The sequence below is a fragment of the Streptomyces sp. NPDC059355 genome, assembly GCF_042752335.1.
In the GTDB taxonomy this organism is placed as follows: Bacteria; Actinomycetota; Actinomycetes; order Streptomycetales; family Streptomycetaceae; genus Streptomyces.
In genome coordinates this window covers 76993-103613 of record NZ_JBHYXN010000012.1, presented here as the reverse complement: position 1 = coordinate 103613, position 26621 = coordinate 76993, and the positions used below count along the sequence as shown (strand labels likewise).

General features: G+C 69.4%; 19 protein-coding genes. 9 read left to right on the top strand and 10 right to left on the bottom strand.

The annotated features are described in order from the left end of the window. The first annotated feature begins 12 nt into the window (after window positions 1-12). The 6 genes from ACFXGI_RS14525 to ACFXGI_RS14500 all read left to right on the top strand — a co-directional run bounded on the left by ACFXGI_RS14525 (window position 13) and on the right by ACFXGI_RS14500 (window position 8038). Complete coding sequence (locus ACFXGI_RS14525) at window positions 13-1077, top strand: signaling protein (protein ID WP_384705897.1); 1065 nt, start codon at window positions 13-15, stop codon at window positions 1075-1077. Between the two features lie 109 nt (window positions 1078-1186). After that, window positions 1187-3181: a hypothetical protein gene (locus ACFXGI_RS14520; protein ID WP_384705896.1), complete on the top strand. Its 1995-nt coding sequence runs from the start codon at window positions 1187-1189 to the stop codon at window positions 3179-3181. Between the two features lie 102 nt (window positions 3182-3283). After that, complete coding sequence (locus tag ACFXGI_RS14515) at window positions 3284-4789, top strand: SDR family NAD(P)-dependent oxidoreductase (protein WP_384705895.1); 1506 nt, start codon at window positions 3284-3286, stop codon at window positions 4787-4789. Between the two features lie 2 nt (window positions 4790-4791). Further along, on the top strand, window positions 4792-5601 hold the full coding sequence (locus ACFXGI_RS14510) for a rhamnogalacturonan acetylesterase (RefSeq protein ID WP_384705894.1): 810 nt from the start codon (window positions 4792-4794) through the stop codon (window positions 5599-5601). A 12-nt stretch (window positions 5602-5613) separates the two neighbouring features. After that, the gene (locus ACFXGI_RS14505) at window positions 5614-6423 is read left to right on the top strand and encodes an Ig-like domain-containing protein (RefSeq protein WP_384705893.1); all 810 of its coding nucleotides are present in this window, start codon (window positions 5614-5616) and stop codon (window positions 6421-6423) included. Between the two features lie 13 nt (window positions 6424-6436). Continuing rightward, complete coding sequence (locus ACFXGI_RS14500) at window positions 6437-8038, top strand: glycosyltransferase family 2 protein (RefSeq protein ID WP_384705892.1); 1602 nt, start codon at window positions 6437-6439, stop codon at window positions 8036-8038. Window positions 8039-8049: 11 nt separating this feature from the next. Here the strand turns inward: ACFXGI_RS14500 and ACFXGI_RS14495 are convergent, their stop codons facing one another. Next, entirely contained in the window at window positions 8050-9075 is a 1026-nt protein-coding gene (locus ACFXGI_RS14495; protein WP_384705891.1) for a hypothetical protein, read from the bottom strand. Between the two features lie 242 nt (window positions 9076-9317). On the opposite strand from ACFXGI_RS14495, the gene ACFXGI_RS14490 reads away from it, so the two are divergent. Beyond that, a complete protein-coding gene (locus tag ACFXGI_RS14490; protein WP_384705890.1) occupies window positions 9318-10382 on the top strand; it encodes an LCP family protein in 1065 nt (354 codons plus the stop codon). Window positions 10383-10496: 114 nt separating this feature from the next. Here ACFXGI_RS14490 and ACFXGI_RS14485 read toward each other — a convergent pair whose 3' ends face one another. The 6 genes from ACFXGI_RS14485 to ACFXGI_RS14460 all read right to left on the bottom strand — a co-directional run bounded on the left by ACFXGI_RS14485 (window position 10497) and on the right by ACFXGI_RS14460 (window position 19012). Beyond that, window positions 10497-11993, bottom strand: coding sequence for an amino acid permease (locus tag ACFXGI_RS14485; RefSeq protein WP_384705889.1), 1497 nt, complete (start codon window positions 11991-11993; stop codon window positions 10497-10499). A gap of 120 nt (window positions 11994-12113) precedes the next feature. Beyond that, complete coding sequence (gene dxs / locus ACFXGI_RS14480; protein WP_384705888.1) at window positions 12114-14030, bottom strand: 1-deoxy-D-xylulose-5-phosphate synthase; 1917 nt, start codon at window positions 14028-14030, stop codon at window positions 12114-12116. Between the two features lie 241 nt (window positions 14031-14271). Continuing rightward, window positions 14272-15531, bottom strand: coding sequence for a sugar ABC transporter permease (locus ACFXGI_RS14475; RefSeq protein ID WP_384705977.1), 1260 nt, complete (start codon window positions 15529-15531; stop codon window positions 14272-14274). A 29-nt stretch (window positions 15532-15560) separates the two neighbouring features. Next, window positions 15561-16349, bottom strand: coding sequence for an ATP-binding cassette domain-containing protein (locus ACFXGI_RS14470; RefSeq protein ID WP_030863128.1), 789 nt, complete (start codon window positions 16347-16349; stop codon window positions 15561-15563). A 227-nt stretch (window positions 16350-16576) separates the two neighbouring features. Continuing rightward, a complete protein-coding gene (locus tag ACFXGI_RS14465; RefSeq protein ID WP_384705887.1) occupies window positions 16577-17692 on the bottom strand; it encodes a sugar ABC transporter substrate-binding protein in 1116 nt (371 codons plus the stop codon). Window positions 17693-17809: 117 nt separating this feature from the next. Next, window positions 17810-19012 carry an ROK family transcriptional regulator gene (locus tag ACFXGI_RS14460; protein ID WP_030154513.1) on the bottom strand — a complete coding sequence of 401 codons (1203 nt, stop codon included), beginning with the start codon at window positions 19010-19012 and terminating at the stop codon, window positions 17810-17812. A gap of 528 nt (window positions 19013-19540) precedes the next feature. Between ACFXGI_RS14460 and mgtA the strand changes: the two genes are divergently transcribed. Both mgtA and ACFXGI_RS14450 read left to right on the top strand, forming a co-directional pair. Next, window positions 19541-22261: a magnesium-translocating P-type ATPase gene (gene mgtA / locus ACFXGI_RS14455; protein ID WP_384705886.1), complete on the top strand. Its 2721-nt coding sequence runs from the start codon at window positions 19541-19543 to the stop codon at window positions 22259-22261. Between the two features lie 29 nt (window positions 22262-22290). Continuing rightward, complete coding sequence (locus tag ACFXGI_RS14450; RefSeq protein WP_384705885.1) at window positions 22291-23025, top strand: MgtC/SapB family protein; 735 nt, start codon at window positions 22291-22293, stop codon at window positions 23023-23025. Window positions 23026-23033: 8 nt separating this feature from the next. Here ACFXGI_RS14450 and ACFXGI_RS14445 read toward each other — a convergent pair whose 3' ends face one another. Genes ACFXGI_RS14445 through ngcE form a run of 3 tightly spaced genes read right to left on the bottom strand, consistent with a single transcriptional unit; the run spans window position 23034 to window position 26377 of the window. Further along, complete coding sequence (locus ACFXGI_RS14445) at window positions 23034-23969, bottom strand: carbohydrate ABC transporter permease (RefSeq protein WP_384705884.1); 936 nt, start codon at window positions 23967-23969, stop codon at window positions 23034-23036. Between the two features lie 13 nt (window positions 23970-23982). Then, window positions 23983-24927: a carbohydrate ABC transporter permease gene (locus tag ACFXGI_RS14440; protein ID WP_384705883.1), complete on the bottom strand. Its 945-nt coding sequence runs from the start codon at window positions 24925-24927 to the stop codon at window positions 23983-23985. Window positions 24928-24949: 22 nt separating this feature from the next. Then, window positions 24950-26377 carry an N-acetylglucosamine/diacetylchitobiose ABC transporter substrate-binding protein gene (gene ngcE / locus ACFXGI_RS14435; protein ID WP_384705882.1) on the bottom strand — a complete coding sequence of 476 codons (1428 nt, stop codon included), beginning with the start codon at window positions 26375-26377 and terminating at the stop codon, window positions 24950-24952. Window positions 26378-26621 lie beyond the last annotated feature (244 nt).

Below are 26621 nucleotides of genomic sequence, written 5' to 3'. Positions count from 1 at the left end.
CAGAATACGGTTATGGCGGATGGCACGACACATTTCAGCCGCCGGAACCTGCTGTTCGCGGGCGGTGCGGTGGCCGCCGGCCTCACGGCGGGCGGTCTGTCCTGGGCCCTGGGCGCCGGGGCCGGCGAGCCGGACGAGCAGGACGACGCGGGCCCGGTCGCCGCGGGCCCGACGGCCGGCGCGTTCGACATGCGGACCGGCGCGCAACTGCTCGCCCCGACTCCGCTGTTCAATGCGACGGGCCCGCAATCGTTCGCGTTCGACGATACGAACGGCCAGGTCTACGTACTGCAGACCGTCGAGGGCGGTATCCGGCTCGACGGCGAGGAGGACCCGCTCGACTCGGGCGATCGGAAGACTTCCGGCGATATGTGCCTGACCCGGCTGAGCAGTTCCGGGAAAACGCTCGGGCATATGTATCTGCGCGGCTTCGGCCACGGAATTTCCTGCGGAGTCGAGCCGACGGGCCCGCGCACGTACATATGGGTGGAGGGCCGCGCCGATGCCAAGAGCGGCTACGGCCGCACCGTGGTCCGGGTGCCGTTCAAGGACGGCTCGGTCCTCGACAGTTCGGACGAGTCCGTCCGCCATTTCGACCCGGTTCCCGGATCCACCGACGTCTCCCCCGCGCTCGACCTGCCCGGCGGGCGGGTGCTGGTGAGCCATGAGGAGGACGGCGTGCACCGGTTCTCGGTGTACGGGACGGCGGATTTCCTGGACGGGCGCTTCGACGCCGCACAGACCCTCAAGGCCGGGGTACAGGTCAAGCAGGAGGAGTGGTTCCAGGGGTGCGCCCTGTACGGGGACCACGTCTACGTACTGACCGGTGGCCCGTACACCGGCAAGAACGGGGACAATCCGCGGAAGTCGGGCGGAAATACCTACGTCTCCGCAATTGACGTGCGCACGGGGAAGGCGCAGGGCCGTCATCACGTGACCGTGGCCGCGGATCTGGTGTACCGGGAGCCGGAGGGAATCGCGGTCTCCATGGCCGGCGGACGGCCGGCATTGTGCATCGGCTTTTCCGTGAAGACGCAGGACCGGCGTGAGCTGGCGTTGTATCGCTTCACGGCCTGACGGCATTGGCCCTTGGTTAACCCTGCGTTCCTCGGCCATCAATGTTGCTGCTTATACTACTGCGACACTTCACAGAATCCTTATACCTCCACGGGGGAGGAACCGCACGATGGGCTCCAAGCGGCTGCGCGCCGCGCTCGGCGTTCTGATCACTTCCGGGCTCATCCTCAGCTTCGTCGGGATGCTGATCGCCGTCGCGTTCGTCTCCCTCCCCCTGTTCTCCGGCTGCGCAGCGCTCAGCTACGTCGCCGACCTGATGCTCCACAACACGGATTCGCCGACGCTGGAGAAGCTGCGCGACTCGCGCTTCGGCCTGACGATGCGCTTCCTCATCCGGCAGTTCCTGCTGCTGGGGCTGTGCGGAGCCATCGCCGACATCGAGTCGTTCGTGGCGCAGATGACCACCATCGGCCTGCTCCTGCTGTTCATCCTGCAGCTCGCGTACGGCGCGCTCCTCAAGCACGTCCGCAAGATGCGCAACGAACTGCCGTTCACCACGCGCGGGCTGGACCTGGAGGCGCTCGGCATCCGCCGCATGCCGCACCCGTTCCTGATGAACAAGCACGTCCGCAAGACGCTGCACCTGGACATCCCGCTGGTGGCCGGGGCGCTGGCCACCATCGCGACGGACGACTGGCGCTTCGTCACGTACGGCATGATCACCACCGTCTTCCTCGCCTACTTCTCGCTGCTGGTGCTGGTGCCCGACGCGCGCAACGCGCTCAAGCTGCCCACCACCGACGAGGCCATCGAGGAGCTCAACCACCAGCTGGCCGAATACCGACCCCAGGTCGCGCTCTACTTCACCTTCGCGGCGGTCTCCAAAGACTTCATGTACCAGGTGAACATGTGGCTGGAGTCGCTGGAGTCACTGGAGCTGCGGCCCATCATCGTGCTGCGCGAGCGGGCCACCCTGCGCTACCTGGACGCGACCTCGGTCCCCGTGATCTGCATCCCGAAAGCGGACAATCTAGCCCGTATCGAGATGAACGAACTCCGTGTCGCCCTCTACCCCGGCAACGCGGGCAAGAACGTCCACATGCTGCAGCGCGCCGAGGTCAAGCACGTCTTCATCGGCCACGGCGACAGCGACAAGCTCGCGAGCAGCAACCGGGTCAGCAAGGTCTTCGACGAGATCTGGGTGGCCGGCCGGGCCGGCCGCGACCGCTACGAGCGCATCAAGCACGCCGTGTCGCACCACCAGATCGTCGAGGTCGGCCGCCCCCAGCTGATGCCCCTGCACCGCTGGACCGGCAAGGTCGCCGCCCCCGTCCCCACCGTCATCTACGCCCCCACCTGGGAGGGCTGGACCGACGACTCCTGCTACACCTCGGTCATCCCGGCCGGCGAGAAGCTGATCAAGGCGTTGCTCGACTACGAGCGCGACATCCGCATCATCTACAAGCCGCACCCGCTCACCGGCTCGCGCTCCGCCGATGCCGCCGCCGCGCACCGCCGCGTCATCGCCCTCCTCGAAGAGGACAACGCCCGGCGCTTCGGCCGCAACCTCACCGACTCCAAGGCCGCCGCCAAGAAGCTCGCCCGGATCGACCAGCGCATCGCCGACCTCTCCGAGCGCGGCGTCCGCTCCAAGTACCCGGACCTCACCGAGGAGGAGCGGACCGCGCGCATCCGGCGCAGCCGCAACCAGGCGGGCGCCCTGTACTGGAACGCGCTCCCCGACGCCGCACACCACGTGGTGACCGAGCGGATCCCGGCCCTGTACGACTGCTTCAACCAGTCCGACCTGCTCATCGGCGACATGTCCAGCGTCGTCTCCGACTTCGTCGCGACCCTGAAGCCCTACGCCATCTTCAACCTCGACGGGCTGCCCGACGAGCAGTTCCGCAACGAGCAGCGGACGGCGTACGCCTCCTACCTGCTCGACGGCGACTGCAACGGCCTGGCCGAGGCCATCGAGGCGACGCTGAACCCGCGCGAGGACTTCATGGCGCCCTACCGCGAGCAGCTGAAGGAATACCTCCTGGGCGAGGAGTACCCGCCCTCGATCGTCCGCTTCAACGCGGCCGCCAACAACCTCTACCGGCGGGGGCTGCGCGACTTCCCCATCGAATACCCGGACCAGGTCCCCCACCCCGTGTAGACGGGCCTCCTCCGGGCAGTCGAGTCGCACCGCCCCACCCCCGCCCGCCGCCCCGCCCCGCCCCACCGCCGTGCCGCACCCCTCACTCAGGAAGAAGGAGCCTTGTCCTCCAGACCTGTCCCCCACCGCACCGTCGCCGTCGTTCTCGCGGGTGGCACCGGCCAGCGCATCGGGCTCGAAATACCGAAGCAGCTGCTCAAGATCGCCGGCAAGCCGATCCTGGAGCACACGCTCCACGTCTTCGAGAACGCGCCGGACGTCGACGAGGTGATCCTCCTCATGACGCCCGCGTACGTGGAGGACGCCCGCCGCATCGTCGAGCGGGCCAAGCTGGGCAAGGTCACCCGGGTCCTGGCGGGCGGCTCGACCCGCAGCGAGACCACCCGGATCGCCATCGAGGCCGCGGCCGCCGGGCTCGGCGAGGGCGAGGACTGCAACCTGCTGTTCCACGACGCGGTCCGCCCGCTGCTCTCGCAGCGCGTGGTGCGCGAATGCGTCGAGTCCCTGGAGCGCTACCAGGCCGTCGACGTCGCCATCCCGTCCTCCGACACCGTCATCGTGACCCGTACCCACGGCAACGACGGCGAGTTCATCACCGAGGTCCCCGACCGCTCCCGGCTGCGCCGCGGCCAGACCCCGCAGGGCTTCCGGCTCTCCACGATCCGCGCCGCGTACGAGCGGGCGGCCGCGGACCCCTTCTTCCAGGCCACCGACGACTGCTCCGTCGTCGTCAAGTACCTGCCCCACGTCCCGGTGCACATCGTCACCGGCGACGACTACAACATGAAGGTCACCCAGCCGGTCGACGTCTTCATCGCCGACAAGCTGTTCCAGCTCGCCTCCCACGCCGCGCCCGCCCAGGCCGGCGAGGCCGCGTACCGCGAGCAGCTGGCCGGCAGGACGATGGTGGTCTTCGGGGGCTCGTACGGCATCGGCGCCGACATCTCCCGCATCGCCGAGGGCTTCGGCGCCCGCGTCTTCGCGCTGGGCCGCTCCACCACCGGCACGCACGTGGAGAACCTCGACCACGTCGAGGAGGCACTGGCGGGCGCCTACGCCGAGACCGGCCGCATCGACTACGTCGTCAACACCGCGGGCGTGCTGCGCGTCGGGCGCCTCGACGAGACCGACAACGAGACGATCCGCGAGGCGCTCGACGTCAACTACCTCGCGCCGGTCAACATCGCCCGGACCTCGTACAAGTACCTCAGCGAGACCCAGGGCCAGCTGCTGCTCTTCACCTCCAGCAGCTACACCCGCGGCCGCGCCGAGTACAGCCTGTACTCCTCGACCAAGGCCGCCATGGTCAACCTGACCCAGGCGCTGGCCGACGAGTGGGCCGAGGACGGCATCCGCGTCAACTGCGTGAACCCGGAGCGCACCGCCACCCCGATGCGCACCAAGGCCTTCGGCCAGGAGCCCTCGGCCTCGCTGCTCACGTCCGAGTCGGTCGCCCTGACCTCCCTGGACGTCCTGCTGTCCGAGATGACCGGCCACGTCATCGACGTGCGCAAGCAGGACCCGACCGCGATCCCGGCCCAGCGCTCCGGCTTCGAGGAGGCGCTGGCATCCGTACTGATCGCGAGCACGGAGGACCAGGGGGTCTAGGGGTGACGTACGCACCGGGGCAACAGCAGCAGGGCCGGCGCCCGAGGATCTTCGTGGTGGGCGGCTCCAACGCGGTCAGCCGCCCCTACAGCTTCCTGCCCATGGCCGGGTGGGCGCAGGTGCTGCCGCTCTTCCTCACGGACGAGGTGGAGGTGGTCGCCTGCGCCCGGGCGCGGGCAAGCTCCAAGAGCTTCCGTGAACGCGGCCGGCTCCAGTGGATCCTCGACACCATGGAGGCCGGCGACTACCTGCTGTTCGGCTTCGGCCAGACCGACTGGAAGCCCGACCCGGGCCTGCACACCGACCCGTTCACCACGTTCCTCGAACACATGCGGGCGTACGTGGACGGCGCGCGGGAACGCCAGGGGCATCCGGTGATCTACCTGCCGTACGAGCGGCGGCGGATCGACCGGCACGGCAACGTGGCCCGGTTCCTCGGCGACTACCCGGTCGCCGCGCGGCAGCTGGCCGAGGAGGAGCACGTACCGGTCGTGGACATGTACGGGCAGAGCCTGCAGTGGTGGGAGGAGCTCGGCCCGGAGGCGACCAAGTCCGTGTTCACCTACCTGCGCCGCGGTGAGCCCCTGCTCCAGGACGTCCTGGACGGGGACAACGTGCACCTGCGGGCCGAGGGCGCGATCGAGTGCGCCCGGTTCGCCGTCCGCAGCATGCTCGAACAGGGCGTCATCCCGGCCCACTGGGGCCGGGACCTCGACCGCACGCGCTTCTCGTACGACGAGATGGGCTGGCTGGACGAGGAGACGTTCAAGCACCGCACCACGTCCCGTGTGTCCCGGTTCCCCGGCGCCTGAGGAGTCCAGCACGTGAATCACCTCCTGTGCCGGGGCCGGGCCCTCGGCGACGAGCCCTCCCCGGGCGCGGCCTACGCGGCCCTGTACAGCTCCGCCGACCCGCGCCGCGGCGTGGCACCCGGCGAGACGCTCCAGCTCGGTCTGTCCGTGGCACCCGACCAGGGCGCCACGCGCGGCTGCGCCTACCTGTTGGAGGCGCCGCTGGCCGGCTCCGCCGACGTCGTCGCCGTCCAGGGGCTTGAGTACTTCCCCCAGCAGCGCTGGTTCCGCATCCGCGCCGACGCCGGCGAGACCGGCACCGGTGTCCTGCACCTGCGGGTCCACGACACGGCCACCGCACTCCGGATCCGGCCCCAGATCGTGGTCGCCGTGCCGGACGCGTCCGGCCGCAAGCTGATCCGGACGGGCAAGCTCGACGCCGACGCCCTGCCGCTGCGGCCGCCGGCGGCCCGGGGCCTGCGCATCGCGGCGGAGCCGGGCCGGCCGGGCACGGTCAACGTGCTGTCGGGCGCCGCGGCGGGCAGCTCGGCCGTCTCCGTGACCCAGCCCCGCGGCGGTGAGGCGCAGCTTTCGTACGACGGCTGGGTGACGTACACCCCCGCGCCCTCCTTCACGGGCTACGACCGCTTCACGTACACGGTGGCCACCCCGGCCGGCGAGCAGCAGACCTCGCACGTGAACGTCTTCGTGGGCTCCATGGAGCAGACGCCGGGTGCCTTCCCGGCGCAGCCCGTGGACACGGCCTTCCGCCCCTGGCAGTGGCCCGAACTCAGCGGGGAGATGCCGTGGCCCCGGCCCGAGCAGCCCGCGCGGAACCGATGAGGAACACAGGACCATGAACACCGCCGCCGTGCGCCCCTGCGACGTCAAAGACGTGACCGTCGCCGTCCGGGTCTGCAACCAGGCCGCCGCGCTCGACGCCTGTCTGGCCTCCGTCCTCGTACAGACCATCGGCACGGAGCGGATGGAGGTCATCGGGGTCGACGACGGGTCGACGGACGAGAGCGGGTCCGTGCTGGCCCGCGCGGCCCACCAGTACGCATCGTTCATGCGCGCGGGGCAGGTCACGCCGGGGCTCAGCCCGGCCGGGGCCCGCAACTGGGCGCTCAGCCAGGTGCGCGGACGGTACGTCATCTTCCTGGAGGCCACCGACCGGCTGGCGCCGGACGCGCTGGAGCGGATGGTCGCGGCGGCCGACGCCTACGAGGCCGACGTCGTCCTGGGCAAGCCGGAGAGCTCGGGCCGCCATGCGGTCGAGACCTCGATGTTCCGCAAGAACCAGGCCTACACCGACCTGTACGCCTCGCGCGCGTACTGGTCGCTGACGCCCGACAAGCTGTTCCGCACCAGCCTGCTGCAGCGCCGCGGGCTGGCCTTCCCCACCGACATGGTGACCGGCGACGGCCAGGCCTTCACGGCCCGCGCCCTCATGGGGGCGGACAACGTCTCGGTCGTCGGCGACGCGACCTGCGTGGTCAAGGGCCCCTCGCCGGCGGAGCGCTCGACGCTCCCCGACCGGGTCGCCCTCGCCTCCCGGATGCTGGCGCTGGTCGCCTCCCAGCTGCCGGAGGGGCCGCTCCGGGACAAGCTCCAGTCGCGCCACCTGGAGGTCGAGCTCGGCAAGGCGACCGCGGCCGCACTGCTCTCCGCCACGGACGCGGCGGAGCGGGACCAGGCGCTGTGGGCCGCGGCCGAGGTGCTGCGCGCCCAGGCCTCCCCGGGCGCGCTGGCGCTGCTGCCGCGCATGATCGCCGTACGGTTCGCCCTGCTCGCGCAGGGCCGTTTCGCCGAGGCGCAGCGGATCGCCGCCTTCGAGGCGGACAAGGACCGGCCGGTGGTGCGCAAGACGGTGGAGAACGGGCGGGTGTTCACGACGCTGCCGTTCTTCCGCGATCCGCAGGTCGTCCTGCCGGACGAACTGTTCGACATCACCGGTGACATGACGGTCACCCACCAGCTGCAGAAGGCCCGGTGGGACGGGCCGATGCTGACGCTGGACGGCTTCGCCTTCTACGAGCAGCTGTCGACGAAGGACCGCACCACCCGGGTCGTGCTGCGGGAGCGGACGAGCGGCGCGCGGGAGAGCTACGCGGTGACGGCCCGCCGCGACGACACGCTGGCCAACGCCAAGGGCAAGCCCCGGGCGATGGGCCGGTTCTCGGCCCGGGTCAACCTGGCGCAGACCTCCAGCGGCTGGCCGCTGGAGCCCGGCACCTGGGACGTGTACCTCGCGGTCGGGTTCGAGGGCGTCACGCAGGAGGTGCGGCTCGGACCGAAGCGGGCCGCAGATCTGGACACCACCGCCCGGATGCCGGTGCCGATCGGATCGGCGCCGGACGCGCGGGGCATGGAGCTGGCGGCCACCCCGTACTACACGGAGTCCGGCGGTCTCACCATCGAGGTGTCCCGGCGGACGCCGCTGCCGCGGCAGGCCTGAGGCTCCAGGCCTCAGGCGGCCTCCCAGGGGCCGAACACCAGCCCCTGCTGGGTGGTGTCCTGGCGGGTGCAGATCAGTGCGCCGTCCGTGTCGAAGGCGGCCACGACGATGCGGCCCGCCGCGTCGACCGCCACCTGGGGGGCGTAGGCGCCGTGGCCGCCGAGGGAGGCCCACCACGTGCCGTAGCCCTCGTTCTCGGTGACGTAGGCGGTGAGTTCGATGTCGCCCTCGGCTCCGCTCTGCGCGAGCACCGTGCAGTCGTAGCCGCCGACGGCTGCCCGTACGACGCCCGGGGCTCCGCGGCCGCCCGCGCCGCCGAGGCCCATCAGGCCGCCTTGGACGCCCTGTCGGGCGGCCCGCCAGGCGACGAGCGAGCCGTCGCCCGGATAGCGCCAGAAGTACGTCACCCGGCGCGGGCCCGTCTCGCAGACGGCGGGGCTGCCGGGGACGACCGGCGTGGGGATGCGGTCCGCGAGCGCGAAGCGGCCCTGGCCGATGCCCGACCACCGGTCCGCGCCGGCCGGCCCGAGGACGAGCATCTCCAGCTGGCCGCCGGCGGGCATCAGCGGGGTCACCCCGCTCCCGTACGGTTCCGGGGCCACCTGCTTCCAACCGCCCCACGCGCCCTCGGCGTTGCGGCTGCGGCGCAGGACGCCGCCGTGGCGCATCGAGACCAGGACGTGCGTGGAGCCGGAGCGCTGGTTGACGGCGATGCGCGGCGGGCCGGCGAGCCGGTCGTCGGCGGGGCCGCCGCGCAGCCCGGGGACGCCGAGGCTGTGCCATTCGGTCATGGGGCGTCCCGGCTGGAACTGGGTGGAGACGATGATTTCCGGCCGCCCCGAGCCGTCCTGGGCCGCCCGCAGGGCGACGAAGTGCACGTACCCCTCGGAGCTCTGCGCCATCGCGGCGGGGCCCGTCCAGCCCTCGATCTCGAACGTGTCCGGGCCGGTCCACCCCGTATGGGGCGCCGCGGCCTCGGTCCAGCGCACCAGGCCGTGCGGGGTGCAGGCGTAGGCCGTCAGGCGGCCGCCGCCCATGAACAGCCAGTTTCCGGCCGGTGGCGAGCTACGGCGGGAGCCTGGTCCGCCCGGGGGTGCGTCCTGCGCCGCGCGAACGGAACTGGCGCCCCGTATTCCGCTTTTGCCTCGGACCACGCCGCTCTTCACCCTTCTGCCGAGAATGTCCTGGTCAAGCGGCTGCGTTCTTCACCGGAAAGAATCAGCCACTCGAAAGTGTGTCTTATGATGCACCCCATCGATAATAGAAGGGCCCTGCTTCCATGACCGACCTGCCCTCTGCCACCTCTCCTCCCTCCCGGCGCAGGCGGCGGCGCGGCGGCAAGCGTGCCCTGCGGATCGTGCTGCTGACGGTGGCCCTGCTCATCCTCGCCGCCGCCGGCGGCGGCTGGTGGGCGTACAGCCACCTCAACGGCAACATCGACAGCGTCGACCTCGACCAGGCCATCGGCGACAACCGCCCGAAGAAGGTGGTCGCGGGCGCGCAGAACGTCCTCGTACTCGGCTCCGACTCACGCGCCGGGGCCAACGGGGACCTCGACCACGGCGATGTGAGCGGGGCCCGCTCGGACACCGCCATGCTGGTGCACATACCCGAGGGCCGGTCCAAGGCCACCGCGGTGAGCATCCCGCGCGACACCCTGATCAGCCGGCCCGAATGCAAGGACGGCGACGGCAAGACCGTCAAGGCGGCGAACCGGGTCATGTTCAACTCGGTCTACTCGCTGGCCGGTCCGGCCTGCGTGGTCAAGACCGTGGAGCAGATGTCCGGCATCCGCGTGGACCACTTCGTCGAGGTCGACTTCGCCGGGTTCAAGGGGCTGGTGGACGCGCTCGGCGGGGTCACCGTCACCCTGGACAAGCCGATGAGCGGGGCGAAGGGCGGGCTCAAGCTCGACGCGGGCACGCACCGGCTGAACGGCACCGACTCGCTCAAGTTCGTCCGTACCCGCTACGGCTACGGGGACGGCAGCGACCTCGGGCGCATAGGCCTCCAGCAGAAGTTCATGATGGCGATGCTGTCGGAGATCAAGAAGCAGGACGCCCTCGGCAACCCGGCCCGGCTCTACAAGCTGGCCGACGCCGGTACGAAGTCGCTGACGACCGACTCCGACCTGGCCTCCCTCACCTCCCTGGCCGACTTCGCCCAGAGCATGAAGGGCGTGGACCCGGACACCATGGAGACGATCATGCTGCCGGTCGCCTACGACAAGGTGGACCCGAACCGCGTGATCGTCGCGGAACCGCAGGCGGGCACGCTCTGGGAAGCGCTGCGCACCGACCAGAAGATCCCGGCGGAGGCCAAGAACTCCCCCGCCAAGGGCTGACAGCGCGCGCCGCACGACGAGCGGGCCGTACGGGAGAGCCTCCCGTACGGCCCGTCATTCGTGCGCCGGCCCATCGACCGGACGGTGTTCCGGCCGCTCGGAGGGCCGTGCGGGCTAGTACTTCGCGTCCACGCCTTCCCGGCCGAGGCGGCTGTGGCTGCGGCCGTAGAGGAAGTAGACGACGAAGCCGATGACCATCCAGATGCCGAAGCGGATCCAGGTCTCGGCCGGCAGGTTGAGCATCAGCCAGAACGAGGCCGCGATCGACAGGATCGGGATCGCCGGCACCCCCGGGCAGCGGAAGGCCCGGTGCAGGTCGGGGCGGGTCCGGCGCAGGATGATCACGCCGAGGGCGACGAGCACGAAGGCGAACAGGGTGCCGATGTTCACCAGTTCCGCGAGCTTCTCCAGGCTGGTGAAGCCCGCGACGACGGCGATGATCCCGCCGAGCAGGAGGGTCGCCCGGTAGGGGGTGCGGTACTTGGGGTGCGTGACGGAGAAGACGCGCGGCAGGAGTCCGTCACGGCTCATCGCGAAGAACACGCGGGTCTGGCCGAGCAGCAGGATCATGCACACGGTGATCAGGCCGACGGCCGCCCCGAGGCTGATCGCGCCGGAGAAGAACGGCTGGTTCACCGACTTGAACGCTTCGGCGAGTGGCGCGGTCGGCGACATCTCCGAGTACTTCTGCATGCCGGTGACCACCAGCGTCACGGCGACGTAGAGGAAGGTGCAGATCAGCAGCGAGCCGAGGATGCCGCGCGGCATGTCGCGCTGCGGGTTCTTGGTCTCCTCGGCCGCCGTGGCCACGACGTCGAAGCCGATGAAGGCGAAGAAGATGAGGGAGGCCGCGGTGAAGATGCCCATGACGCCGAAGTTGGTGGGCGCGTAGCCGAACAGCAGCTGGACCAAGGGCGCGTGCAGGCCGTTGCCCGCCTCCTGCGGCTGGGCCGGGGGGATGAACGGCGAGTAGTTGTCGGCCTTGATGAAGAACAGGCCCGCGATGATGACCAGCAGGACCACGAACACCTTGATGGCGACCACGATCGCTGTGATGCGCGCCGAGAGCTTCGTCCCGGCGACCAGGATCGCGGTCAGCACCAGGATCAGCAGGAAGGCCAGCAGGTCGAAGCTTCCTCCCGCGTCCGGTCCGGACAGCGCGGTGGGCAGGTCCCAGCCCAGATTGGTGTGCATCAGGTGGCGCACGTAGCCGGACCAGCCGACGGCGACGACGGCGGTGCCGAGCGCGAACTCCAGCACCAGGTCCCAGCCGATGATCCAGGCCGGCAGCTCACCGATCGATGCGTACGAGAAGGTGTACGCCGATCCGGCCACCGGAACGGTGGACGCGAACTCGGCGTAGCAGAGCGCCGCGAGAGCGCAGACGATGCCCGCCGCCACGAAGGCGAGGGACGTGGCGGGTCCGGCGTTGTTCCGGGCCGCGATGCCCGTGAGGACGAAGATGCCGGTGCCGATGATGACACCCACACCGAAAACCGTCAGGTCCCAGGCGGAGAGCGACTTCCGGAGCGCGTGTTCCGGCTCCTCCGTGTCACGGATGGACTGCTCCACCGTCTTGGTGCGGAAGACGCTGTTCAGGTCCTTGCTCACCGACGCACCTCCGACAGGTGACGACGCACACGAACGGGCCGGGAGGCCCACCCTTCAAGGGTGATCTCCCGGCCCGTGACGTGCAACCGCGCGATCGGTCGTGACCGGATGCGGCCGGAGCTAGTCGACGGCGGCGGCCGGCTCGCTGTCGTAGCGCCCGTCCAGCTTGGCGACCAGCCCGGTGACCTGCCGGGCGATGTCCGGAGCGGTCAGACCGATCTCGGCCATGATCTCCTTGCGCAGCGCGTGGTCGAGGAAGCGCTGCGGGATGCCGAAGTCGCGCAGCGGTACGTCGACGCCCGCGTCGCGCAGGGCCTGCGCGACGGCGGAGCCCACACCGCCGGTGCGGCCGTTGTCCTCGACGGTGACGACCACGCGGTGCCGCTCCGCGAGCGGGGCCAGGGCCTCGTCCACGGGCTTGACCCAGCGGGGGTCGACGACGGTCGTGGAGATGCCCTGCTTGTCGAGCAGGTCGGCGATCTCCAGGCACATCGGGGCGAGCGCGCCGACCGAGACGAGCAGTACGTCCGGACGGGTGACCTCGGCGCCCGGGGCGCGCAGTACGTCCATGCCGCCGATCCGGCCGACGGCCGGGACGGCCGGGCCGACGACGCCCTTGGAGTAGCGCACGACGGTCGGGGCGTCCTTGACCTCGACGGCCTCGCGCAGCTGGGCGCGCAGCTGCTCGGCGTCGCGCGGGGCGGCCAGGCGCAGGCCCGGGACGACCTGGAGGATGGACATGTCCCACATGCCGTTGTGGGAGGCCCCGTCGTCGCCGGTCACACCGGCGCGGTCCAGGACGAAGGTGACCCCGCACTTGTGCAGGGCGACGTCCATCAGGACCTGGTCGAAGGCGCGGTTGAGGAAGGTGGCGTAGACCGCGAAGACCGGGTGGACGCCGCCGGTGGCCAGGCCCGCCGCCGAGGTGGCGGCGTGCTGCTCGGCGATGCCGACGTCGTAGATCCGGTCCGGGAAGGCCTCGGCGAACTTGTTGAGGCCGACCGGGTGGAGCATCGCGGCGGTGATGCCGACGATGTCCGCCCGCTCGTGGCCGAGCTTGACCATCTCGTCGGCGAAGACGGAGGTCCAGCTGGCGGCGGCGGTCTTGACCGGCAGGCCGGTGTCCGGGTGGATGACGCCCACCGCGTGGAAGCGGTCCGCCTCGTGCTCCAGGGCCGGGGTGTAGCCGCGGCCCTTCTGGGTGAGGCAGTGCACGATGACCGGGCCGCTGAAGCGCTTGGCGCGCTGCAGGGCGGACTCCAGGGCCTCGATGTCGTGGCCGTTGATCGGGCCGATGTACTTCAGGCCCAGGTCCTCGAACATGCCCTGCGGGGCGATGAAGTCCTTGAGGCCCTTCTTGGCGCCGTGCAGGGTCTCGAAGAGCGGCTTCCCGACGACCGGGGTGCGCTCCAGGAGCTCCTTGCCGCGGGCCAGGAAGCGCTCGTAGCCGTCCGTGGTGCGCAGGGTGGCCAGGTGGTTCGCGAGGCCGCCGATGGTGGGGCCGTACGAGCGCTCGTTGTCGTTGACCACGATGACCAGCGGGCGGTCCTTGGCGGCGGCGATGTTGTTCAGCGCCTCCCAGGCCATGCCGCCGGTCAGCGCGCCGTCGCCGATGACGGCGGCGACGTGGTGGTCCTCGCGGCCGAGCACCTCGTTGGCCTTGGCCAGGCCGTCGGCCCAGCCCAGGACGGTGGAGGCGTGCGAGTTCTCGATGACGTCGTGGTCGGACTCGGCGCGCGAGGGGTAGCCGGACAGGCCGCCCTTGCTGCGCAGGCCGCCGAAGTCCTGGCGGCCCGTGAGCAGCTTGTGGACGTAGGCCTGGTGGCCGGTGTCGAAGAGGACCTTGTCCTTGGGCGAGTCGAAGACCCGGTGCAGGGCGATCGTCAGTTCGACCACCCCGAGGTTGGGGCCGAGGTGCCCGCCGGTCTTGGAGACGGCGTCGACGAGGAAGGACCTGATCTCGGCGGCGAGCTGTTCGAGCTCCTCCTGGCTGAGCCGGTCCAGATCGCGCGGTCCCTTGATGCGGGTCAGCAGCACCCGTGCCTCCTTGCAGTTGCTTGCTGGTCTGTCGAGTCTAATGTTCCGCTCGCGGCGGTGGTCATCGGGCCGTCCCTGGTGGGTCACGCCTTTGTCATACATCTACACGCCACCGCTCGGTCACACATCCCAAACGGGCGTATATCCGCACAGTCGTACGCACATATGTACGCACGGATGCCCGGCGCCACACGAAGTGGCGCCGGGCACTGTGACCGTTCTTACCGCGTCGGGCGCGGCGTCAGGCGCGTCCGGCCGTCTTCTGGGTCTTGCGGGTGACCGAGTCGATCACCACGGTGGCCAGCAGCACCGCACCGGTGATCATGTACTGGATCGGGGTGGCGATGCCCTGGAGAGCCAGACCGTACTGGATCGAGGTGATGACCATGACGCCGAGGAGGGCGTTCCAGGTCCGGCCCCGGCCACCGAAGAGGCTGGTGCCGCCGATCACGGCCGCCGCGATCACGTTCATCAGCAGGTCGCCGGCGCCGGCGCTCTGGTTGGCCGCCGCGATCTTGGAGGCCCAGAACAGTCCGCCGACGGCGGCGAAGGTGCCCGCGATGGCGAAGACCGTGATGCGGATCCCGGTGACGTTGATGCCCGCGCGCCGGGAGGCCTCGACACTGCCGCCGAGCGCGAAGATGCTGCGGCCGAACGAGGTACGGCGCAGGAGGAAGTCCGTGCCGACCAGCACGAGCACGAAGAGCACCACCGCGAGCGGGAGGCCCTTGTACTGGTTGAACACCGCGGCGGGACCGAACGTGAACAGGGCCAGCAGGCCCGTGCGCAGGGCGATCTCGCTCACCGGGCGGGACGGGACCCCCGCGGCCTCGCGGCGCCGGTTGTCGAAGTAGCTGGCCAGGAAGTACCCGATCACCGCGACCGCGGCGAGGGCGTAGCCGGCCGCCACGTCCGTGAAGAAGTACGTGGTGAGCTGGCCCACCGGACCGTCGGGGTCGATGTTGATCGTGCCGTTGCTGCCGAGGATCTGCAGCATGGCGCCGGACCAGAAGAGCAGGCCCGACAGGGTGACCGCGAAGGCCGGTGCGCCGATCCTGGCGAAGAAGAAGCCGTGGATTGCGCCGATCAGGGCACCGGCGGCGACCGCCGTCAGGATCGCCACCCACTGGTTGACCCCGTGGGTGACGGCCAGGACGGCGAAGAGGGCGCCCGAGACACCGCTGACGGAGCCGACCGAGAGGTCGATCTCGCCGAGCAGGAGCACGAAGATGATGCCCACGGCCATCATGCCGGTGGCGACCATCGTGATCGCGATGTTGGTCAGGTTCTCCGGGGACAGGAAGTTCGCGTTCAGCCCCTGGAAGATGCCGCAGATGACGATCAGGCCGATGACGACCGGGACGGAGCCCAGGTCGCCGGCCTTCATCTTGCGGCCGAACTCGCTCACGTAGCCGGACAGGCCCTGCTCGCGCACGAGCAGGCGCGGGTCCACCGCGGGAATGGCGTCCGCCGGGGCGGACGGGTTGGCCAGCTTGGCCACTTCTTCCGCCGAGGTGTGGTGTTCGGTGCTCACTTGCCGGCCTCCCCGGTGCGGGCCGCGCGGCGGGTCACGGCGTTGTCCGTGGCACCCGTGATGGCGGAGATGATCTCTTCCTGCGACGTGTCCTTGACGTTGAAGACGCCGTTGTTGCGGCCCAGCCGCAGGACCGCCACCTTGTCGGCGACGGCCTTCACATCGGCCATGTTGTGGCTGATGAGGATGACGGCGTGGCCGCGCTCGCGCAGCCGCTCCACCAGGTCGAGGACCTGTGCGGTCTGCTCGACGCCGAGGGCCGCCGTGGGCTCGTCGAGGATGACGAGCTTGGGCTCGCCGAGCATCGAACGGGCGATCGCCACGGTCTGGCGCTGACCGCCCGAGAGCGAGGCGATGGGGATGCGGACACTGGGGATCCGGATGGACAGGGTGGTCAGGAGCTCGCGGGCGCGGCGCTCCATCTCCACCTCGTCCAGGACACCGCGTCGCTTGAGCTCGCGACCCAGGAACAGGTTGCCGACGACATCGATGTTGTCGCACAGCGCGAGGTCCTGGTAGACCGTCGCGATGCCCAGGTTCTGGGCGTCGTGGGGCTTGCTGATCGAGACCGGCTTGCCCTCCCACTCGATGACTCCGTCATCGATGGGGTGGACGCCGGCGATCGTCTTGACGAGCGTGGACTTGCCGGCGCCGTTGTCGCCGACCAGGGCGACCACCTCGCCGGAATGGATCTCGAGCTCTACGTCGGTGAGCGCCTGGACGGCACCGAATCGCTTCGAGACCCCTCGCAACGCCAGCACGGGCGCAGCGGACACATGAACCATCTCCTTCGCCGCCTGACCGGCGGGGATGTCGTGCAATAAGTGCAGGAGCGGGGTGGGGTGGGGGAAATCGTTTCTGCCCGGCGCCCCGCGGGTGGCGGGGAAGGAGGGGGCGGGGCGCCGGGCAGGCGCGGGGGTCCCGGTGTCCGGAGGCCGCGGGTGCGGGCCTCCGGCCGGCGGGACGACGGGGCCTGGGTGAGGCCCGGGGGGCCCGGGTGGGCCCGGAGGGCCTACTTCAGGCCGAGGGTGGTGCAGGCGGCCGCGTACTTGTCGGTGCAGATCTCGTCGGCCGTGTAGACACCGTCCTTGATGACAGTGTCCTTGATGTTGCTCTTCGTCAGCGAGACGACGGGGACCAGGACCGACGGGATGCCCTTGGTGGTGGGGCTGTCGACCTTGGAGGTGGTGACACCGTCGAGCTTCTCGCCCTTGGCGAGCGCGACGGCCATCTTCGCGGCGGCCTCGGCCTCGGGGGCGTACGGCTTGTAGACGCTCATGAACTGCTCGCCCGCGACGATGCGCTGCACGCCGGCGAGTTCCGCGTCCTGGCCGGTGACCGGGGGCAGCGGGTCCATGCCTGCGGCCTTGAGGGCGGTGATGATGCCGCCGGCCATGCCGTCGTTGGCGGAGTAGACGCCGACGATCTTGTCCTTGCCCAGCGCGGAGATCGCACCCGCCATGTTGGTGTTGGCGTTCTCCGGCTTCCACTCCTTGGTGTCGTACTCCTTGCCGATGGTCACCTTGCCATCGAGGACGGAGTGCGCACCCTTCTTGAAGAGGGCGGCGTTCGGGTCGGTGACCGAACCGTTCATCATGACGATCTGGCCGGATCCGGCCTTGTCGCCCAGGGCTTCCAGCAGGGCCTTGCCCTGAACCTTGCCGACCTCTTCGTTGTCGAAGGAGGTGTAGGCGTCGATCGGGCCCTCGGCGAGGCGGTCGTAGGCCACGACGGGGATGCCCGCCTCCTTGGCCTTCTTGACCGAGCCGGCGATGGCCTTGGAGTCCACCGCGTCGACGACGAGGACGTTCACCTTGTTGGTGATCATCGTGTCGACCTGGGAGTTCTGCGTGGTCGCGTCCTGCTTGGCGTTGGCGTAGACCACCTCGCCCTTGCCGCCGGTGAGTTCGGCGACCTTCTTCTCGAAGAGCGGCTTGTCGAACTTCTCGTAACGCGCGGTCTGGTTCTCCGGCAGGAGCAGACCGATCTTGATCGCGCCACCCGCGGCGGCGGAGCCGGACTCCTTCGGCTTCTCGCCGGCCTCCTTGGCGCTGCCACAGGCGGCAAGGGAAGCGGCCATGGCGGTGGCGGCAACGGCAACGGCGGCTCTGCGCATACGCGTGTTCATTTCCTGAACCTCCCTGACGAGGCCGCAACATTGCGGCCGAGGTGGACGTGAGTCAACCTCGGCCGCAGTTTGCCGTCAAGGAGTGAATCCTTAACGAGATGACAACGGTGCCATCCGTTATCTAACTGAAGGCAAGAGCTTGAGGGTCGGTGAACCGGCCAGAAGGGTCGAATCGCCCATCTCGCTCAGCACCAGGGCCAGTGCGCCCAGCACCTCGGCCCGGCCGCCCAACGACCCGGTGAGCACGGAGAGTTGGCGTGCCGCGCTGGGGATCGCGTACCGCCCCACGGACTCTCGTATGGGGGCCAGGATCAGTTCACCGGCCTCCGCCAGCGAACCGCCGAGCACCACGCGGCTGGGGTTGAGGACGTTGCACAGGTTCGCGACACCACTACCCACATGGCGGCCCACGTCGGCGATCACGCGCCGGCAGCCCGGGTCGCCCTCCCGGGCCAGTTCGACCACGCGCTCCATGGTGAGCTCGGGCCCGTGCGTGCTCTGCAGCAGCGGCAGTACGTACCGGGCCGCCGCGAAGGTCTCCAGGCAGCCGCGGTTGCCGCAGCGGCAGACCGGGCCGGACTCGTCCAGGGTGATGTGCCCGATCTCGCCGGCGGTGCCGCCGGGCCCCCGGTAGATCTGCCCGTTGATCACGAGGCCGGCGCCGACGCCGCTCGCCACCTTGATGTACGCGAGGTCCTTGACCCCCCGGCCGCTCCCCCACACCAGCTCCCCGAGCGCTCCGAGGTTGGCGTCGTTGTCCACGTACACGGGCACGCCGAGGCGCTGCGAGAGCTCCTGGCGCGGGTTGATGCCGGCCCAGCCCGGCAGGATCGCGGTGGAGCCCAGGGTCCCGGACTCCACGTCGATGGGGCCGGGCACGCCGAGCCCGACGCCGATGACCTTCTCCAGGCCCACCCCGATGCCCGCGATCAGCTCTCCGACCAGGGCTTCGGCCCGGTCGAAGCCGTCCGCCCAGGAGGCGTCCACGTCCAGCGGGGCCGACTCCTCGGCCAGGACCTGGTGGGCGAGGTTGCCGACGGCCACCCGCAGGTGGGTGTGGCCGAAGTCCACGCCGATCACGATGCCCGCGTCACCGCTGAGCGAGACGCTGCGCGCCCGCCGGCCGCCGGCCGAGGTGTCCGTGACCTCGACGGTCCCACCGTCCTTGAGCTCTCGGACGATGTTGGAGACCGTGGCCGCCGACAGTCCGGTGGACCGGGCGATCTCCGCCTGGGTCAGCGAACCCGCGAGCCGCACCGCCCGCACGACCCGTTCGAGATTCGCGCGGTGCAGTGAAGACTGCGATCCGGGAGTCTGCACGACTCATCCACTCCTGCCCATTAGCGACGGCTGACCGTCGCCCCCCGAGCCGGCGGTCGCGGCTTGGTGCTCCGAGACCCCGGCGTCTCTCCAACTTGTGAACCTTAAGTCGAGCCTTTGGCCCTCCAGACGTCAAGAGGCTGACACGGAACGAATCGGCCACTACCGGTCATAAGTATGAGAGACATCCCTCTGGATCGTGTTACGGTCGCTGAGGCAACCGGTTCTCTGCGGCTTTCCGGCCGGATCGGGTGCCCCGTGATGACGGCGCTACGCAAGGAGGTGTTCGGGATGAGTCCCGATCGAAGTCCTTGCAGCGCTCTCGTCGGCTGACCTGATCAGCTGATCTCTTCATTCTTCTCCCCCTTCCTTTCTTTCCGCATGCCCCGGCGCCCCCGCCCGGCATGCGTCATCCATGCCCATCGGCGTGCCCGACGGCCATTCGCGCCGTCCTGCGCCGACCCATGATCACTCCACGTGACCGCGCGGCTTCGTGCTGCCCGGACGCCGTGGAGGGAGGTACTCGTCATGACCATGCTCACCCCCCGTACCCCGACCAAGCTCGCACCGCCGGGCAAGGGCCGCCGCGAGCGCAAGGCCGCGGAGCTGGAGACCCGTACCCGGCTCGCCGGCGAGCAGCTCACGGGCTTCAGCGCCCGACCCGGCGTACAAGTCCTCCAGGAGCTCAGCGCCACCCGCAGCGGCCTCACGCACGCCGAGGCGGCCCTGCGCCTGGAGCGGCACGGCGCCAACGTCGTCGCCCACGAGCGTGCCCCGCGCTGGTGGTTCCAGCTGGCGAAGGCGTTCTGGAACCCCTTCATCGGCGTCCTCGTCTTCCTCGCCGCCGTCATGTGGTGGCAGGACCCGGCCGATCCGGGCGTCGTCATCCTCTCCGTGATGGTGGGGATCAGCGGGCTGCTGCGCTTCTGGCAGGAGTTCCGCTCCGGCCGGGCCGCCGACGCGCTGAAGAAGCTCGTCACCACCACCTGCGCGGTGCAGCGCCGGGCCGGCAGCGGCTCGGCGCCGACCACCTTCGAGGTGCCCATGGACCAGGTGGTCCCGGGCGACGTGGTGAAGCTGGCCGCCGGCGACCTGATCCCGGCCGACCTGCGGCTCATCACCTCCAAGGACCTGATGGTCGGCCAGGCCGCGCTGTCCGGGGAGTCCTTGCCGGTCGCCAAGGCCGACACGCGTACGGACGACCGGGGCCAGTTCGAGACCGCCGACCCGGTCGAGGCCGACAACCTCTGCCTGATGGGCACGTCGGTCACCTCCGGCACGGCCACCGGCGTGGTCGTCGCCACCGGCGCCGACACCTACTTCGGCTCGATGGCCGGCTCACTGGTCGGCGAGCGCCCGCAGACCAACTTCGACAACGGCGTGCGCAAGGTCAGCTTCCTGCTGATCCGCTTCATGCTGGTCATGGTCCCGGTCGTGTTCGCGATCAACGGTCTCACCAAGGGCGACTGGGACGAGGCCTTCCTCTTCGGCATCGCCGTCGCCGTCGGCCTGACCCCCGAGATGCTGCCGATGGTCGTCTCCGCCAACCTGGCGCGCGGCGCGGTCGCCATGTCGAGGCACAAGGTCGTCGTCAAGCGCCTCAACGCGATCCAGAACCTGGGCGCCATGGACGTCCTCTGCACGGACAAGACCGGCACCCTCACCGAGGACCGGATCGTCCTGGACCGCTACCTGGACGTGCACGGCAACGAGGACGACGAGGTCCTGGAGTACGGGTACCTCAACGCGCACTTCCAGACCGGCCTGAAGAACCTGATGGACCAGGCGGTCATCAACCGCGTGGACGAGGCCGAGGAGGTTGTCGTCGACGCACGGTTCTCGATGGTCGACGAGATCCCCTTCGACTTCGCCCGCCGCCGGATGTCCGTGGTCCTGGACCGCAACAGCATCGTGGGAGAGGTCGGCCGCCCCGAGCACGTCATGATCACCAAGGGCGCGGTGGAAGAGGTCCTGGACCTGTGCACCCACATGCGGGACCGCGGCGAGAAGGTCGAGCTCACCGCGCAGCTGCGCGCCCACGTCACCCGCATCGCCGAGGAGAACAACCGCCAGGGCCTGCGCGTCCTCGCCGTCGCCACCCGCACGATGAGCACCCCGCGCGAGACCTACTCCGTCGCGGACGAGGACCGGCTGACCCTGGTCGGCTTCCTCGCCTTCCTCGACCCGCCGAAGGCCGACGCCGCCCGGGCCCTGCAGGCCCTGGCCGACAAGGGCATCGCGGTCAAGGTCGTTACCGGCGACAACGGCCTCGTGGCCGCCCGGGTCTGCGCGGACGTCGGCATCGACGTCGGGCACGTGGTGCTCGGCACCGAGATCGACCCCCTCGACGACACGGCGCTGCGCGCGCTGGCCGCCCGTACGACGGTCTTCGCCAAGGTGAACCCGGTCCAGAAGGCCCGCATCGTACGGGCCCTGCAGGCCGAGGGGCACACCGTCGGCTTCCTCGGGGACGGCATCAACGACGCCGCCGCGCTGCGCGACGCCGATGTCGGCATCTCCGTCGACACCGCGGTCGACATCGCCAAGGAATCGGCGGACATCATCCTGCTGGAGAAGGACCTGACCGTCCTGGAGCAGGGCGTGATCCAGGGCCGGACCACCTTCGGCAACACGATCAAGTACGTCAAGATGACGGCCTCGTCGAACTTCGGCAACGTCTTCTCGGTCCTGGTGGCGAGCGCGTTCATCCCCTTCCAGCCGATGCTCGCGATCATGCTGCTGGTGCAGAACCTGGTCTACGACATCGCCCAGCTGGCCACGCCGTGGGACCGGATGGACGAGGAGTACCTCCGCAAGCCCCGCAACTGGGACGCCAAGGGCATCGGCCGGTTCATGGTCTGCATCGGCCCGATCAGCTCGATCTTCGACATCGCGATGTTCGTGATCATGTGGAACGTGTTCGCGGCCAACAGCGAGGCGCACCAAGCGCTGTTCCAGTCCGGCTGGTTCATCGAGGGGCTGCTCTCGCAGACCCTGATCGTCCACATGATCCGTACCCGGAAGATCCCCTTCATCCAGTCCCGCGCCTCCTGGCCGGTGATGGTGATGACCGTGCTCGCGGTGCTGACCGGGCTGTACCTGCCCTTCTCGCCGCTGGCCGCCTCACTGGGCTTCGTGCCCCTGCCGGCGGGCTACTTCCCGTGGCTGATCGGCGTGCTGCTGGCGTACTGCACGCTCACGCAGCTCCTGAAGACCCTGTACATCCGCACATTCGGCACCTGGCTGTAGACGGCATCGCAGAGGAGGGGGGAGAGCCGATGCTGCTCAACGAATGGGAAATGGCCGGACACCTGGCCGCCGCGCTCGGCTTCGGAGCGGCGATCGGCCTGGAGCGGCAGTGGCGCGCCCGGATGGCCGGACTGCGGACGAACGCCCTGGTGGCGGGTGGTGCGGCGCTGTTCGTGCTGCTCTCGCAGTACGGGTTCATCGGCGCCGTCTCGGAGGTCCAGTACGACGGCTCCCGGGTCGCCGCCCAGATCGTGTCGGGCATCGGCTTCCTCGGCGCCGGAGTGATCATGCGCGACGGGCTGAGCGTACGGGGCTTGAACACGGCCGCCACCCTGTGGTGTTCGGCGGCCGTGGGCTGCCTGGCCGGCACCGGGATGTTCGTCCTGGCCGCCTTCGGCACGGCGGGCGTGGTGGGGGCCAACCTCCTGCTGCGCCCGCTGGGCCGGCGCCTCGACCGCGAACCGCGCGGCGGGGCGGAGGTGGCCACCGACTTCCACTTCGAGGCCGTGTGCCTGGAAGCGGAGGAGGCCCACATCCGCCACCGGCTGGTCGACGCGCTCGGCCGGCCGGGCTACACGCTGCGCTCGATCCGCAGCCAGGACGGCCCGAAGGCCGGCCTGGTGACGGTGTCCGCGCTGCTGACCGCCGAAGGGGCGGCAGGGGGCCGGATGCTGGAGGAAGCGGTCAGCAACCTCTCGCTCGACCCCTCCGTCTCGGCGGTCAGCTGGTCGGTCGTGCCCGACCCGTCGGCCTCCTCCGGATGAGCGGGGCGCTACTTGAGGGTGGCCGAGGTCAGGCCGGCCTGGATCTGCCGCTGGAAGGACAGGTAGACCACCAGCATCGGGATCATCGCGATGGTCACGCCGGCGAACAGCACCGGCAGGTCCGTCTCGTACCCCATCTGGTACTGCAGCTGGATCAGGCCCTGGGTGAGCATGTAGCGCTCGGGGTCCGATCCGGTCTGCGGCTGCATCAGCACGGAGGGCAGGATGTACTGGTTCCACTGGCCCAGGACATTGAATATCCCGACGCTGATCAGGCCGGGCTTGGCCATCGGCAGCATCACCTGGAAGAAGATCCGGGTGTCGGAGGCCCCGTCGATCACCGCCGCCTCGTGCACGGCCGTCGGCAGCGTGCGGAAGAACGAATGCATGAAGAAGACGGTGAAGGGCATCGAGTAGGCGACGTACACCAGGATCAGACCCTGGTACGTGTTGAGCATGTCCAGGCGCTTGACCATGAAGAACAGCGGGACGAGCGCCAGGAACACGGGGAACATGGCCCCGCTGACGAAGAAGTAGTAGAAGAGCCGGTTCCCCGGGAACGGGTAGCGGGCCAGCACGTACGCCGCCATCGAGCCGAGCAGCATGGTCAGCGGGACCGAGAACACCATCACGATCAGCGTGTGGGCGAAGTAGTCGCCGATGCCCTTGTCCCAGGCCCGGGAGAAGGCGTCGAAGTGCCAGTTGGACGGCCAGCTGAGGGCCGAGCCGCCGATCTGGGCGTCGGTCTTGAACGAGCCGAGCGCCAGCCAGATCAGGGGCAGGACGATCAGTATCGCCCAGACGGCGAGGAACCCGTGGGAGAAGACGTTCAGCACCATGCCGTCGGAGGCGCTCTTCGCACCCTCCTCGGGGTGGCCGCTGTCGCCGGACCGCTCGGCCGAGGCCTCGCCCGGCGCCTTGATCACTGTGGACTCTGCAGTCATCGGGGAGCTCCTCTCAGAACTCGATGCGCTCGCGGCGGGTGGCGCGCAGCGTGACGACGGAGAGGATCATGGTCAGGACGAGCATGACCACTCCCATGGCGCAGGCGTAGCCGCTCTTGCCGAAGTAGAGGAAGTTGCGCATCAGCACCGTGGCCATGACCTCGCTGTGGTGGTCGGGCCCGCCGCCGAACTGGCCGGAAGTCATGGTCGACACCAGTACGAACATGTCCATGGCGGCAATGCCCAGGTAGACCGCGGAGGTCTGTACGGAGTCCCACAGCAGGGGCAGCGTGACCCTGAGGAAGGTCTGGGCGCGCCCGGCTCCGTCGAGCAGGGCGGCCTCGTAGATGTCCTTGGGCACGGACTGCATGGCGGCCGAGAAGAGGACCAGGTAGAAGCCGACTCCGTGCCAGACCACCACCAGGAGCAGGCACCACAGCACGAGGTTCGGCTGATTGAGCCATTCGACGGGGTGGGCCGGGTCCACCAGGCCCAGCTTGGTGAGGAATCCGTTCAGCAGGCCGCCCTCGTCGCTGCGGTACACCGCGCCGAACAGCACGGCGAGGATGGCGAGGGACAGCACCTGCGGGAAGAAGTAGACGATCTTGTAGACGGAGGAGCCGCGGACGCCGCGGACCCCGCCCGCCCCGCTGCGCCCTCCCGCGTTCACCATGAAGGCGAAGAAGAGGGCCAGCAGGATGGTGATGGTCGGGACGAACACCAGGAGCAGCAGGTTGTGCCACAGGGCTCCGCGGAAGACCTCGTCCTCCATCAGCGCGGAGTAGTTGTCCAGGCCGACGAAGTCGAACGTGGGCGACTGTCCAGACCAGTTGGTGAAGGAGTAGCCGAACGTCTGAATGTACGGCCAGATGACGAAAGTCAGGTACAGCGCGAGCGGCAGGACGAGGAAGCCGGCGATGAAGCCGATCCTTCCCTTGCCCTGGGCTACTTGGCTCATGGTGTCCGCCCCTTGGACGATGTCAGCTGCGGTGGTTGTTCTTGGCGTTCGGGTCCTTGGCAGCCTTGTCTACCGCAGCCTGGGCCCGCTTGATCCATTCCTTTGGCTGGATCCGCTTGGCCATCAGCTCATTGGACGCGTTCTGGATCTCGGTGTCCATCTCGCTGTACCAGTCGGGGTACAGGTAGCTGAAGGTGTTCGTCCCGGCCGTCTTGACGGCCGCGACGGCCGACGCCGTGCCCGGGCGAAGCTTGACGTTCGGGTCGACGCCGTCCTTGACCACGGTGAGGGAGTTCGCCTGCTGGGCGAAGAGGGTCGACCATTCGCGGGACAGCATCGAACGCAGGAACTCCAGGCCGCCGGCCTTGTTGGCGGCCTTCTCCGGGACGATGAAGGGCTCGCCGGCGCCGGCCCGGATGGCCTCGAAGGGCAGCTTGCTGTCGGCGAGGGTCGGCATCGGCAGGAACTTCATGTCGAAGTCGTCCGGGGTCTGCTTGAGCTGTTCGTTCTCCAGCCAGGAGCCGGAGGGGATGAAGGCCGCCTTGTACTGATTCCAGGCGGTCTGGGACTCCGTGTGGGTGAGGCCGTTGGTGCCGGCCATCAGCAGGTCCTTCTCGACGACCTCGTACACCGCCTCGACGGCGGCGAGGGCGGCGGGGTTGCCCTCGAAGGCGTTCGGCTCCAGGTTGTCGATCGCCTTCATGGCCTCCAGACCGCCCTTCTTGGCGATCAGGTCCATGATGACGACGTTGATGTAGTACGGGTACTTGCCCTGGTGGGCGAGTCCGCCGATGCCTGCTGCCTTGGCCTTGGTACAGATGTCCAGGAACTCGTCCCAGGTCTTCGGCTCGGCCCAGCCCTTCTCCTTGAAGAGCTTGCCCGAGTACCAGAAGCCGAACACGGTGTAGACGTAGTAGAGGGCGACGAACTTTCCACCCTGGGTGCCCTGTTCGACGGTGCCGGGGATGAGCATGTCCCGGACCTTCTTGGCCGGGTCGTCGAGCGAGGGTGCGTCGAGCACCGGGGTGAGCTCGGCGAGCTGGCCGCCCTTGGCGAGGACGTCGACCTTGATCTGCTGGGCGCCGGAGTCGTCGATGACGTCCGGCGGGTTGCCTCCGTTGAAGCGGGGCTGGAGCTTGGCGGCGATCTCCTGGGTGCCCAGGTGGGAGCTGGTGGTACCCCACTTCTTGTCGAAGGCGGCTTCCCATGCCTTCGCGTAGTCGTCGCCGAACCCGCCCTTGAAGACGACGACGTCGAGCTTCCCGCCCTTGGCGACGCCGAACGGGTTCTCCTTGGTCACCGCACCCTTGTCGGGCCCCTTCGTGGAGGTGTCCTCGCCGCCGGAGGCGCAGGCGGACAGGAAGCTCATCGTGGGCACCGAGATCAGTCCCAGTGCCGCGGAGCGCTTGATCAGGTCACGGCGGCCGATGCCCTCACCAGTGGATCCCATGCTCATGTCCTCGCCTTCGTCAGAAGTGTGAAGGAGGTCGGGACTCGACGAATGCCCGTGGTCACCGCACATACGGACATCACCGCAGGTCCCCGCCATCCCCCGGTCCGGTGCCGCTCGTAACGCGATGATCCGGACGAGGCACAGGTATAGTCCACTTCCGTTCATGTGAGCAAGATCATGCACACGGTTGTCCGTCAGCTTTTCCGAGTTGAGACCTCCTCGAAACCTGGTCCCGGCCGGA